General features: G+C 70.8%; 8 protein-coding genes and 1 pseudogene. 7 read left to right on the top strand and 2 right to left on the bottom strand.

Annotated features, from left to right (window positions below):
- The 4 genes and pseudogenes from LZ604_RS03855 to obgE form a co-directional block, all read left to right on the top strand.
- A pseudogene (locus LZ604_RS03855) lies at positions 1-692 on the top strand (Rne/Rng family ribonuclease); the annotation flags it as partial.
- A gap of 361 nt (positions 693-1053) precedes the next feature.
- Complete coding sequence (gene rplU / locus LZ604_RS03860) at positions 1054-1374, top strand: 50S ribosomal protein L21 (RefSeq protein WP_009188585.1); 321 nt, start codon at positions 1054-1056, stop codon at positions 1372-1374.
- A 14-nt stretch (positions 1375-1388) separates the two neighbouring features.
- Positions 1389-1643 carry a 50S ribosomal protein L27 gene (rpmA, locus tag LZ604_RS03865; RefSeq protein WP_023550764.1) on the top strand — a complete coding sequence of 85 codons (255 nt, stop codon included), beginning with the start codon at positions 1389-1391 and terminating at the stop codon, positions 1641-1643.
- 156 nt (positions 1644-1799) lie between these two features.
- Positions 1800-3236 carry a GTPase ObgE gene (gene obgE, locus LZ604_RS03870; RefSeq protein ID WP_234512646.1) on the top strand — a complete coding sequence of 479 codons (1437 nt, stop codon included), beginning with the start codon at positions 1800-1802 and terminating at the stop codon, positions 3234-3236.
- A 131-nt stretch (positions 3237-3367) separates the two neighbouring features.
- Here obgE and galE read toward each other — a convergent pair whose 3' ends face one another.
- Positions 3368-4336, bottom strand: coding sequence for a UDP-glucose 4-epimerase GalE (gene galE, locus LZ604_RS03875; RefSeq protein ID WP_234512647.1), 969 nt, complete (start codon positions 4334-4336; stop codon positions 3368-3370).
- 250 nt (positions 4337-4586) lie between these two features.
- Here galE and LZ604_RS03880 point away from each other — a divergent pair, with 250 nt between their 5' ends.
- The 3 genes from LZ604_RS03880 to LZ604_RS03890 are packed head-to-tail and all read left to right on the top strand — an operon-like array spanning position 4587 to position 10878.
- Positions 4587-6854: a bifunctional glycosyltransferase/CDP-glycerol:glycerophosphate glycerophosphotransferase gene (locus tag LZ604_RS03880; RefSeq protein WP_234512649.1), complete on the top strand. Its 2268-nt coding sequence runs from the start codon at positions 4587-4589 to the stop codon at positions 6852-6854.
- An 8-nt stretch (positions 6855-6862) separates the two neighbouring features.
- On the top strand, positions 6863-9736 hold the full coding sequence (locus LZ604_RS03885) for a bifunctional glycosyltransferase/CDP-glycerol:glycerophosphate glycerophosphotransferase (RefSeq protein WP_234512650.1): 2874 nt from the start codon (positions 6863-6865) through the stop codon (positions 9734-9736).
- Positions 9733-10878 (top strand): glycosyltransferase family 4 protein, encoded by a 1146-nt coding sequence (locus LZ604_RS03890; RefSeq protein WP_234512651.1) that lies wholly within the window; start codon positions 9733-9735, stop codon positions 10876-10878. The genes LZ604_RS03885 and LZ604_RS03890 overlap by 4 nt, the downstream gene beginning before the upstream one ends.
- A 204-nt stretch (positions 10879-11082) precedes the next feature.
- On the opposite strand, the gene LZ604_RS03895 is transcribed toward LZ604_RS03890, so the two are convergent.
- Positions 11083-13284, bottom strand: a complete 2202-nt coding sequence (locus LZ604_RS03895) for a trypsin-like serine protease (protein WP_234512652.1) — start codon at positions 13282-13284, stop codon at positions 11083-11085.
- Positions 13285-13305 lie beyond the last annotated feature (21 nt).

Here is a 13305-nt window from a genome sequence, read left to right on the forward strand (position 1 = left end):
CGCCGAAGTCGCGCAAGGACGAGCGCGCTCCGAAGTCCCGGCAGGACGCCGAGGCCGAGCCGGCCGCGGCCGAGGACCCGGTCGTCGAGGCGCCCGCGCCGCTCGAGGAGGAGGCCGAGACCGCGCCCAAGGGCCGTACGCGTCGCCGCGCGACCCGCAGGGTGTCGGCGCCGGCCGGTGCCCCCGCAGAGGCCGTGGTGACGGTCGGCGAGGCCGCGCCGCAGGCCGAGGCACCCGCCGAGACTCCCGAGGCACCCGCCGAGGTGGTCGAGACGGCCGAGGCCCCCCTCGAGGAGGCGGCTCCGGCCCGTCCGCGCCGCCGTGCCGTGCGCAAGGCCACCGCGCCCACGTCCTCCGAGGACGCGGCCGTCGTGGTCGTCCCGTCGGCGGCCGAGGAACCGGCAGCGGCCGAGGAACCGGCAGCGGCCGAGGCCCCGGCGGAGGGCGAGGCCGAGGTCTCCGCGCCCGCCAAGAAGGCGGCCCGCAAGACCGCCAAGAAGGCGACGGCGAAGAAGGCCGCCACGAAGAAGACGGCGGCCAAGAAGACGGCTGCCCAGAAGACCGCCGCGAAGAAGACCACCGCCAAGAAGGCGGCGGCCAAGAAGACGGTCGCCAAGAAGACGGCCGCCAAGAAGACGGCGGCCGCCGAGCAGACGGCTCAGCCGACGGTCTCGGTGACCACGGAGGACTGACCCCTCCCGGGTGTTCCGCCGGGTTCACCCCGTCACGGCGCCACACACGGCGGCGGCCCGCCCCGGACCTGCGGGGCCGGCCGCCGCCGTACGGCCGTCCGGACACGCCGTGCAGCCGCTTCCCCGGCCCTGCGGTTCGTGCCGTCGCGGTCGCCGTGGCGCTTCGCACGCGGGCGGCCGAGCCCGGTTTGACCCGTCAGGCCGGCCCCCGTAACCTTGACCGTCGGCGTGTCCACTGACCCGCCACATCCCCGTAAACCTCTTCCTTCCGGGCGCCGGGCGTTTCGGAAGAGGCCGTCCGCGGTGCCGGGCGGCTGGACTGCGGGGGTGCCGTTCCCGAGTGACAGAGAGTGAGATCCGCGTGTACGCCATCGTGCGCAGCGGTGGCCGCCAGCACAAGGTTGCTGTCGGCGACATCGTTGAGGTTGACAAGATTTCCACTGCCAAGGTTGGCGACACGGTCGAGCTCTCGACCCTGCTCGTGGTCGACGGCGACGCTGTGACCAGCGACCCGTGGGTGCTGGCCGGCATCAAGGTCCAGGCCGAGGTCGTGGACCACCACAAGGGCCAGAAGATCGACATTCTGCGCTACAAGAACAAGACCGGCTACCGCCGTCGGCAGGGCCACCGCCAGCAGTACACGGCGATCAAGGTCACGTCGATCCCCACGGCTGCGAAGTAAGGGACTGAGAACAGATGGCACACAAGAAGGGCGCATCGTCCACCCGGAACGGTCGCGACTCCAACGCCCAGCGGCTCGGCGTGAAGCGCTTCGGCGGTCAGGTCGTGAACGCGGGTGAGATCCTGGTCCGCCAGCGCGGCACGCACTTCCACCCGGGCGCGGGCGTCGGCCGCGGCGGCGACGACACGCTGTTCGCGCTGCAGGCCGGTGCGGTGGAGTTCGGTACCCACCGTGGCCGCAAGGTCGTGAACATCGTTCCGGTCGCCTGAGGCAGCCCCTTTCGGGCCCAGGCGCCGTAGGGCGTTTCGCGAGGCGGACCTCACTTCCCGGTCGGGAAGGCGGGTCCGCCTTTCGCTTGTTATTCACAGCACACCCCGCATTCCCCCCGGCTCTCGGCCGGGGGTACCCCCAGGAGGCACTGAACCATGACCACCTTCGTGGACCGCGTCGAACTCCACGTCGCCGCGGGTAACGGAGGCCACGGCTGTGCCTCCGTCCACCGCGAGAAGTTCAAGCCGCTCGGCGGCCCCGACGGGGGCAACGGCGGCCGGGGCGGCGATGTGATCCTCACCGTCGACCAGTCCGTCACCACGCTTCTCGACTACCACCACTCCCCGCACCGCAAGGCCACCAACGGCAAGCCCGGCGAAGGCGGCTTCCGCTCCGGCAAGGAGGGCCAGGACCTGGTGCTGCCGGTGCCGGACGGCACGGTCGTGCTGGACAAGGCGGGCAATGTGCTGGCCGACCTGGTCGGGCACGGGACCTCGTACGTCGCCGCCCAGGGCGGCCGCGGTGGCCTCGGCAACGCGGCGCTGGCCTCCGCCCGCCGCAAGGCGCCCGGCTTCGCCCTGCTCGGCGAGCCCGGTGATCTCCACGACATCGTGCTGGAGCTGAAGACGGTCGCGGACGTGGCGCTCGTCGGCTACCCGAGCGCGGGCAAGTCCTCGCTGATCTCCGTGCTGTCCGCGGCGAAGCCGAAGATCGCCGACTATCCGTTCACCACCCTCGTCCCGAACCTGGGCGTGGTCACCGCGGGCGCGACCGTCTACACCGTCGCCGATGTGCCGGGGCTCATCCCGGGCGCCAGCCAGGGCAAGGGGCTCGGCCTGGAGTTCCTGCGGCACGTCGAGCGGTGCAGCGTGCTTGTGCACGTGCTGGACACGGCCACCCTGGAGTCCGACCGCGACCCCGTCTCCGATCTCGATGTCATCGAGGAGGAGCTGAGGCAGTACGGCGGCCTCGACGGCCGCCCGCGGATCGTGGTCCTCAACAAGATCGACGTACCGGACGGCAAGGACCTGGCCGAGATGGTGCGGCCGGACCTTCAGGCGCGCGGCTACCGCGTCTTCGAGGTGTCCGCCGTGGCCCATCTCGGGCTGAAGGAGCTGTCGTTCGCCCTCGCCGACCTGGTCGCGAAGGCACGCGCCGCCCGGCCGAAGGAGGAGGCGACCCGGATCGTCATCCGGCCGAAGGCCGTGGACGACGCGGGCTTCACGGTGACGCGCGAGGACGACGGGCTGTTCCGGGTGCGCGGCGAGAAGCCCGAGCGCTGGGTGCGGCAGACGGACTTCAACAACGACGAGGCCGTCGGCTACCTCGCCGACCGGCTCAACCGCCTCGGTGTCGAGGACCAGCTGATGAAGGCGGGCGCCCGTGCCGGTGACGGCGTGGCCATCGGACCCGAGGAGAACGCGGTCGTCTTCGACTGGGAGCCGACGGTGACGGCGGGCGCGGAGATGCTCGGCCGGCGCGGTGAGGACCACCGGTTCGAGGGGGTGCGGCCCGCGGCACAGCGGCGCCGGGACCGGCAGGCCGAGCGGGACGAGACTCTCCAGGAGTTCGACGGCTTCGAGCCGTTCTGAGCGGCGCCGGCCGACCGGGGGCAGCACGGTGGCCCTGCCCCGCTGCCTCCGGTCGGCCCGAGCGGCTTCGGTGCCCCTTCGGGCCGGACCGGCCGTGCCGACGGGCGCTGAGGGGCGCCCGTCGCGGCGGCTCACTGGTGGTGGTGCCGCCAGCCCTCCCAGGCCGACTCGATCATGTCGTCCAGGTCGTGGCCGGCCGACCAGCCGAGTTCCCGGTGGATACGGTCGGCGGAGGCCACCACACGGGCCGGGTCGCCGGGGCGGCGCTCCGACACCGCGGGCACCACGTCGTGGCCGGTGACCTTGAGGATGCGGTCCACCATCTCCCGGACGGAACTGCCCTCGCCCCGGCCGATGTTCAGGACGAGCGAGGTTCCCGCGGGAGCGTCCTGGAGGCGGCGGGCGGCCGCGAGGTGGGCGGTGGCGATGTCCTCGACGTGGATGTAGTCGCGGACACAGGTGCCGTCCGGCGTGGCGTAGTCGTCGCCGAAGATCCGGGGCGCCTCACCGGCTTCGAGGCGCTCGAAGACCATGGGAATGAGGTTGAACACGCCGGTGTCCGCGAGTTCGGGGCTGCCGGCTCCGGCCACGTTGAAGTAGCGCAGCGAGGCGGCCCGGATCCCGTGGGCTCGTGCGGCGGCGCCGATCAGCCACTCGCCGATCAGCTTGGTCTCGCCGTAGGGGCTCATGGGCGCGCAGGGGGTGTCCTCGGTGACGAGGTCCACGTCCGGCATGCCGTACACCGCGGCGGAGGAGGAGAAGACGAGCCGGTCGACCCCGGCGGCGGTCATGACGTCGAGCAGGGTCTGAAGGCCGGTGACGTTCTCCCGGTAGTAGTGGAGCGGCCGCTCGACGGACTCGCCCACCTGCTTCTTGGCCGCGATGTGCACCACGCCGGTCACATCATGGTCACGAATCGTCTGCGCGAGCCTCTCGGCGTCCAGCACGCTGCCGACCACCAGCGGAGTGCCGGCGGGCACGCGGTCGGCGCTGCCGGTCGAGAGGTCGTCGTAGACCACGACGCTCTCACCGCCCCGCATCAGGGCGCGCACCACGTGCGCGCCTATGTACCCCGCGCCGCCCGTTACCAGCCAGCTCATTGTCACCTCTCCTGTGCGGTGGTCAGTGTGTTCAGACTGGTCGGTGGGCCCCGGAAAATCGAATCGGACAAACAGGACGCGTTCCGAAGGAAAAGGTCAAAATCACTGGGGCGGGTCCAGGTGGCCGGACGACCTCTTTCACGGAAACATCTCGTGAATCCCTTACTCTGATGGGCGGTGTGCGCTCCGGTCCGCGAAGGCCGCGCGCGCCGGCCTCGCTCGTGTACTCAACGTTCGCCCCGGAGACAGGTTGCAAAAGGTACCTAGACTCTCCCTCGTCGTCCCCGCCTACAAGGTGCAGGGGTACCTCTCCGAGTGTCTTGAGTCGGTCCTGGGGCAGGACTACGCGGACTTCGAAATCGTCGCCGTCGACGACTGCTCTCCGGACGGCTCGGGTGCCATTCTCGATGAGTACGCCATACGGGACGACCGTATTCGTGTGATTCACCTCACGGAGAACGTCGGCCTGGGGCGTGCACGCAATATCGCCCTGGAAAACGTCCGCGGCGATTACGTCCTGTTTCTGGACAGTGACGACACGTTGGCTCCGGGGGCGCTGTCGGCCATAGCCGGGCGGCTGGAGGCCGCCGGCGATCCCGAGGTACTGATCTACGACTATGTGCGCACCTACTGGAACGGCGAGGTCCGCCCGAACCAGCGGGCGCGCCTGCTCAAGGAAGCCGACGGGGAGGTCTTCTCCCTCGCCGAGCGGCCGCAGCTGCTCGATCTGCTGCAGATCGTCTGCAACAAGGCCTACCGCCGGGACTTCATCGCCCGGGAGGGCCTCACCTTCCCGCCGGGCTACTACGAGGACGCCCTGTGGACGTTCCGCTCCCTGATCGCAGCGGACCGCATCACCGTCCTGGACCGCGTCTGCCTGCTGTACCGGCAGCGGCGCGAGGGCGGCAACATCCTCTCCACCGTCAGCCGCAAGCACTTCGACGTCTTCGAGCAGTACCGCCGCGTCTTCGACTTCCTCGACGCACGTGAGGACGGCACCCGCTGGCGCACCCCCCTGTTCCGCAAGATGGTCGACCACTACCTGGCCGTCCTGGAGCGCCCCGGACGGCTGCCGCAGGACGCCCGGGCGGAGTTCTTCCACCGTGCCGCCGCCGACTACCGTGACCGGATGCCCGAGGGCTTCCGGAAGCCGGCCGGCGCCCGCGGCAAGAAGTACGCGCTGCTGGAACGCGACGCCTACGCCGGACTGGCGGGCGCCACGGCCGCGGTGAGGATCCGCAACACGGTCCGGGGCCGGGCGCGCGCCACCCTCAACCGCTCCCGGCGCGGCGCCATGAGCCTGTACTACCAGTCCCAGCTGCGGCTGCCGCGCGACGAGTACCTGGCGGTGTTCTCCGCCTACTGGAGCCGCGGCGTCTCCTGCAACCCGGCGGCCATCGACTCCGAGCTCGCCCGCCTCGCACCCCACATACGCCGGGTGTGGGCGGTCCACCCGGACGCGGCGGACACGGTGCCCGAGGGCGTCGACCACGTGCGGGTGGGCTCGCGCGAGTACTGGGCCGCCGTCGCCCGTGCCACGTATCTGGTCAACAACGTGAACTTCCCGAACGCCGTCGTGAAGCGGGAGGGCCAGATACATGTGCAGACCCACCACGGCACCCCGCTGAAGACCATGGGCCTGGACCAGCAGAGGTACCCGGCCTCGACGAGCATGGACTTCGGCAAGCTCCTCGAGCGCTGCGACCGCTGGGACTTCAGCCTTGTCTCCAACCGGTTCTCGAGCGCCGTGTGGGAGCGGGCGTACCCCTGCTCCTACACCTCCCTGGAGACCGGCTACCCGCGCAACGACGTCCTGCTCAACTCCACGGCCGGGGACGTGCGCGAGGCCCGCCGTGAGCTCGGGCTGAGCGAGGGCACCACGGCCTTCCTCTACCTGCCGACGTACCGCGAGTACCAGCGCGACTTCGTGCTGCGCCTCGATCCGGTGAGGCTGGCCGAGCGGCTGGGGCCGGACGCCGTGCTGCTGGTGCGCGGCCACTACGCCCACCACCGGTCCGACCCGCCGGCCGAGTTGCCGGCCGACGGGCGGATCCTCGACGTGTCCGCCCACCCCGCGGTCGAGCGCCTCTACCTCGCCGCCGACTGCCTGATCACGGACTACTCGTCGGCGATGTTCGACTACGCCAACCTGGATCGGCCGATCGTGGTCTTCGCCGACGACTGGGACACCTACTCCGCCGTGCGCGGCACCTACTTCGATGTGCTCGCACAGGCGCCGGGTGCCGTCGCCACCACCGAGGAGGAACTGGCCGACGTGCTCTGCTCCGACGCCTGGCGCGGCGAGCGGGCCACCCGGGCGCGGGACCGTTTCCGCCGTCGCTTCTGCGACTTCGACGACGGTCGTGCAGCCGAGCGCACCGTGCGCCATGTCTTCCTCGGCGAGCCCCTCGAGGCCCTGCCGCCCCTCGTCCCGCTGGACGAACGCACCCCCGCCCCGCCACCAGGGCCGTCCCGCGACGCGTCGGCCCCGATATCCGTCCCCACGAGCCAGAGGTAGCTGCAGCAGTGTCCCAGCACCCCGACACAACGCCCGACATCAGCGTCGTCGTCATCGTCTTCAACGACGCGGCACGCCTTCCGACAGCCGTGCAGTCGGTCCTCGACCAGACCCTGCGCAACGTCGAGGTGATCATCGCCGACGACCACTCCACCGACGCCTCGTTCGAGGTCGCGCAGCAGCTGGCCGCCCGGTCCGACCGCGTGCGGGCGATCCAGCTGCCGGAGAACAGCGGCGGCTGCGGCGAGCCGCGCAACCAGGGCGTGGCGGTGGCCCGCGGCCGCTATGTGATGTTCCTCGACAGCGATGACACGCTGGAGCCGAACGCCTGCCGGAACATGCTGGAAGCCGCCGAGAGCACCGGCGCCGACCTGGTCTCCGGGCTCTGCCTGCGCGTCCACACGGACAACAGGCACGGCAAGACGGTCAAGTGGTACCCGTGGCTCTACCGGGAGACCCGCACCTTCGACTCCGTCGCCGAGATACCGGACCTGCTGGTCTTCGACACCCTGTCGACGAACAAGTGCTACCGGCGTGAGTTCCTGATCGACAGCGGTCTGGTCTTCCCCCGGGGCATCCACTACGAGGACCTGCTCTTCTCGGCCCAGGCCTACCTGGCCGCGTCCCGGATCACGCTGATTCCCAACACGGTCTACTTCTGGAACGTCGTCGAGAAGGCCGCCGAGAAGTCGATCAGCAACCGGCGCCACGAGATCAACAACTTCGCCGACCGGGTGGAGATCCACCGCAGGATCGACCGCATCCTCGCCGAGCAGGGCCAGGACGAGCTGAAGCTCCACAAGGACCGCAAGTTCCTCAAGCACGACCTCGTGCTGTACCTGCGGGACCTGCCCTTCCTGGACGACGAGTACCGGCACCACTTCGCCGAGATGGCCCGCGGCTACATCCAGGACTTCTCCCAGGAGGCCTACGAGGGCCTGTCCCCGATCCACCGGCTCTGCGCCTTTCTGCTGCTGCGCGAGGACTGGAAGAACCTCACCCCGGCGATCGACACGCTCATCAACCCGGGCAAGGTGTCCAGCTCGCTGGTGGAGCGCGACGGCCGCGTCTACTGGTGCGCGGAGCACCTCGACGACCCGGTGGGCCGCGAGATCCTCGACGTGACCGACCTCGGGTACCACGCCAAGCCGGTCCAGCGCCTCGCCCTGCGCAACCAGGTGACCGCCTACACGGAGAGCCCCACGGGCGTGACGGTGGCCGGTGCGCTCGTCAACCCGCTCGGGGTGATCCCGCCGAACGCGAAGCTCAAGGCCGAGCTGGAGTTCCGGGCCCGCCGCAAGAGCCTGCAGACGTTCCGCTTCCCGGTGCAGAGCGTGAAGCACGAGGGCGTGTCCGTGGCCTGGCAGGCCGATGTGCCGCTCGCGGCGAAGCTCCGCCCCCTCGGCATCATCGACGAGGTGTGGGACGTGCGCCTCCACCTCACCGTCGACGGCGAACGGACCACCAGCCGGCTGACGGTCGGCCAGACCTCCCTGGAGGAGGGCGGAGCCGTACGCGTCCGTCCCCGGCTCGGCCGGATGACGGCCGACCGCCTCCAGCCGCACGCCTCGGCCAAGGGCCACCTCGCCTTCCGCCTCACCCAGCACGGCAGGCTCGCCCGCCGCACCTCGATGCTGGTGCAGCGCAATATGCAGAGCCCGCCCGCCGAGTTGGCGAAGAAGATGGCGCGCAAGGTCGTCGCGGCCCGTAAGGACCTCCACTCGGGTCCGCGAAAGATCGAGACCTACCACCGGATGATCCGGCTGCTTCCCGTCCGCACGGGCACGGTGGTCTTCGAGAGCCACCTCGGCAAGCAGTACAGCGACAGCCCCCGGGCGATCTACGAGGAGATGCGCCGCCGCGGCGTGCCCTTCAAGGCCGTCTGGTCCTACGCCGGCGAGCGTCCCACGGGCTTCCCGAAGGACGTCGAGCTGGTGCGCCGCTGGTCCTGGCCCTACCTCAGGGCGCTGGCGCAGGCGGAGTTCTGGATCGACAACCAGGGCTTCCCGCTGAAGCTGAACAAGCGCCCGGAGACCACCTACATCCAGACCTGGCACGGCTCCGCGCTCAAGCGCATGGGATTCGACGAGCCGAAGTACCGCATCAAGCCGGAGCACGAGCAGAGCGCCTACCAGGAGGCGATCGACCGGTTCGACTACTTCGTGGTGCGGGGCCGGCACGACGAGAAGACCCTGGCCCCGGCCTACCGGATCCCAGAGGAGAAGCTCCTGCGCACCGGCTACCCGCGCAACGACGCGCTGGTCCGCGCCAAGGACGCCGAGACCCTCGACCCGGCGGCGCGGGAACTCGCGGACAGGCTCGGCATCCGCACGGACCGCCCCGTCGTCCTGTACGCCCCCACGTTCCGGGAGCAGAACGGAAAGGTCCAGAAGTTCGAATTCCCGTTCGACATCGACGCCTTCGCGGACCGCTTCGGCGATGAGTTCACCCTGCTGATCCGGACGCACTACCTCAACAGCGTGACGCTCCCGCCCTCCGTGGCGGGCCGGGTGGTCAACGTCAGCGAGGAGCCGGACATCACGCCGGTTCTCCTGCTCGCGGACGCGATGATCACCGACTACTCCTCGGTGATGTTCGACTATGCGCTGCTCCAGCGCCCGATGGTCTTCTTCACCTACGACTGGGAGGAGTACGTCGACAACAGCCGCGGGACGTACTTCGACCTGTCCGAGCAGGCTCCCGGTCCCGTCGTCCGGACGGCGGAGGACCTCTTCCGCGTCCTGGAGGATCTGCAGAGCCTCGCCTCCGAGCACGAGGCACGCCTCAAGGAATTCGTGACCCAGTACGGCGAGTACGACCGCGGCGACGCCGCCGCCCGGATCGTCGACCGCTTCTTCGGAAACCGGGGAGACGCCCGATGACACAGCGCGACATCATCTTCGTGGCCAACGAGGTCAACGAACTCGGCGGAGTGGCACGCTGGCAGGCGCTGATGGCCAAGCTGTTCGCGGAGAGCGGCCACCGGGTGACCATCGTCGGCATCGCGCCGCCCGAGGTCCCCATGGACCTGGGGGAGAACCCGCCGTTCTCCACGGTGACGCTCTACGACGAGCGCCCGCCGGGGCGCTGGCAGGCGCGGACCCTGTCCGACCGTGCCAACCTCAGGGCCCGGCGGCGCGAGGCCATGCGTGAGGCGGACATGCGCCGGGCCGCCGAGCGGCTGTCGTCCGTCTTCCGGGCCGCCCGGCCCGGGGCGATGATCATCGTGACCCAGGTGTGGGCCATGGAGTGGGTGGCGCTCGCCGACACCGCCGGGCACCCGGTCATCGGCATGAGCCACGAGTCCTACGAGTACTCGCGCGGCTCCTCCCGCTTCCAGCGCGTCGAGCGGTACTACAAGGAAACCGACCGTCTGCTGCTGCTCACCCGCGAGGACGCCGACCTGTGGATAGGCCGGGGCCTCAACAACGTCGGCTATATGCCGAATCCGCTGCCGATGATGCCGGAGGTCCCCTCCGAGCGCACCGAGAAGGTCGTCGCGAGCATCGGCCGGCTGGGGCACCAGAAGGGCATCGACATGCTTCTGGACGCCTGGGCCGAGGCGGCGCCGAAGCACCCCGGCTGGCTCCTCAAGATCTACGGCTCCGGCCCCGACGAGGAGGCCCTGCGGCAGCAGTGCACCCGGCTGGGCCTGGACGGATCGGTGGAGTGGGCCGGGCAGACGGACGATGTCGCCGGCGCGCTGCGGGGGGCATCCGTGTTCGTGCAGTCCTCCCGGGGCGAGGGCTTCCCCCTGGCTCTGCTGGAGGCGATGGCCTGCGCCGTGCCGTGCGCGGCCTTCGACTGCGCCCCGGGCGTGCGCGAGATCATCCGGGACGAGGAGGACGGCCTCCTCGCCCGCCCCGGCAATGTCTCCGAACTCGCCCACCAGCTGGGCCGTCTGATGGAGGACGCGGCACTCCGCGACACGATGGGTGAGCGGGCGCGGACGAACGTCCAGCGGTACTCGCCCGCGGCCATCTGCGAACGGTGGGAGGAACTGTTCACGTTCCTGGAGCGCTGAACCGTTCCCTGCGCGGCACATGACGAGGGGGGACCGGCCCGCACAGGGCCGGTCCCCCCTCGTCATGGGAGCCGTCGTCGTAGCAGCGGACCCGGCTGCCGCCGATGCACCGTGCCCGGCTGGGAAACCCAGCCGGGCACGGTGCGGGAGCCGCAGGGGCCTGTTGGGCCCACGGCCGGCGGAGTCGCGTCCGCTGCTCTTCCGTTAGCGGACGACGTAGCCGAAGCGGGCACCGGCTGCCGGGAGGCCGCCCGTGCCGGGCTGGTACGTGGTGATCGCGGCGTTGGTGCCGCCCGCGGTCACGTTGGACAGGGGCAGGCCGTAGGCCGTGCCGTAGCCGGACGGACCGTAGGGCATGCCCACGTACAGCTTGGTGCCGGTGAAGTGCAGGCTGGTACCCAGGTGCTGGTTGGCGCCCGCCGAGCCGGGAATGCCGGAGGTGCCCGCCTCGATCCAGCGGTCGTTGTCGCCGCGGGCGCCGAGCAGCGAGAAGGTGGTGATGGCGCCTGCCTTGGCCGTGGTGCCGACGGTCTCGTCCGGGATGCCGACGGCGAGCTTCATCGTGGCGGCGGTGCTCACCGCGCTGGGTGCGGTGTTGACAGCGGCCAGGGTCTGGCCGAAGTGGTCGCCGGCCTCGGAGGTGCCGACCATCTCGTCGGAGGCGGAGCCCGAGTAGTACACGTTGAGCTGGCTGTACGTGCCCGCCGGGGTGATGCGGAAGGTGATCACATTGCCCGCGTCGGCCTTGTTGACGCCGTCGATGGTCAGGTCCTCGCCGGGCGCGCCCACCGCGAGGATGGAGTCGGTGGCGGCCGCCGCCCCGGACGGGCGGTAGGGAACCAGAGCAAGGGATTTGCCGAACAGGTCGCCGGCCTCGGCGCCGCCGGAGACGGTGTCCAGGTCCTCGTCGAGACCGAACAGCGCGGTCGGGCGGCCCTCGGAGTTCAGCTTGTGGCTGAACACCGCGACATTGCCGGCGTCCGCGTCGGAGCCGATGGTCTCGTCGGGGGCGCCGATGGCGATGTGGTTGGCGTCGGCCGCGACCGTGCTGCCGAAGCCGTCGCCCTCCTCCACGGCACCCGGGACGCCGGTGCTGTCCTGGCTGATGGCCACGTTGGTGTTGCCGTGCACGTAGAAGGCCATGCCCGCCTTGGCGACCTTGCCGATGGCCTCACCGGGGTCGCCGAACACCATGAACGGCTCGCCCGCGGCGGTGGTCCCGGCCGCGAGGGCCTGGCCCATGCGGTCGCCGCTCTCGGCTGCCGAGGACTTGAGAGAACCGGTGCCCGTGCCCTGCTCGAAGTGGGTGTCCTTGGTGGCGCCGGTGCCGATGCCGCCCGGCGCGCCGTACAGGAGGTCGACCACGCCCGCGTCGGGGGCGGTGCCCAGGTCCTCGGAGGGGGTGCCGACGACCAGGTCGGTGCAGCCGTCCTCGTTGTAATCGACGGTGGCCAGGGACTCGCCGAACCAGTCGTTCGGCTCGGCGCCGCCGGGCACCCAGTCCAGGTCTTGGTTGATCTCGGCGGTGCCCTTGCCGCCGCCGTAGACGATCCGGACCACCCCGGCGCCGTCGTCACCGCCGACGGTCGCCTTGGGGTCGGCGATGGCGGTGTCCTCGATGCCGTCGCAGTTGAAGTCGGCGATACGGGGGGCGCCGGCGGTGGAGGTCACCCAGGAGGCCAGGTCGTCGACGCGGGCGGCGATGCCGCCGGTGCGGGTCTCGGAGGCGTCGACGCCGAAGCAACCGCCCTGGTACGACTGGCTGTTGAGGGCGACCAGCTGCGGAGTGCCGCCGGCCGTGCGGACCACGGGGCCGCCGCTGTCGCCCATACAGGCGGCCGCGTCCTTGCCGGTGACGGTGGCCGAGGTGGCCGCGGCCGAGTCCACGGTCAGCGCGCCGGTGTGCAGCTTCAGCGGCGCCCATTCGGTCTGGGTACGGCCGTATCCGGCGAACTTCAGCTCCTCGCCCGCGGCGGGTGCGGTGGTGGCCACGGCGATGGGGGCCACGTTGGTGACCGGCCGGTTCAGGCGTGCCAGGACCACGTCGCGGTCGGTGCGGGGGACGAGCTGGACGATGTCGCGCACCGCCCCGTCGGAGCCGCTGAGGTCGGAGCGGCCGATGGTGGCGGTGGTCGGGGTCTTCGGCTTGCCCGCAGGCACGGCCAGGCTCGCGGCAGGGTTGTCGGCGAAGCAACTGGCGGCGGTGAGCAGCCACTCGGGGGCGACCAGGACGCCGGAGCAGCCGCGGTCGTGGTCGCCGACGATGACCTGGGCGGTGTAGCTGAAGCTGCTGTCGCCGACGGGCGCGCCGGTGACGGCGGACGCGGGTGCGGCGCATACCGCGACCGGGCCGGCGATCAGGGCTGCGGCGAGCGCGGCGAGGCGCACGTGTCTGGTGTGTCGCATGACGTGATTCCTTGGACGTGA

It is taken from the genome of Streptomyces glomeratus, assembly GCF_021462825.1.
Classification (GTDB): Bacteria; Actinomycetota; Actinomycetes; order Streptomycetales; family Streptomycetaceae; genus Streptomyces; species Streptomyces glomeratus.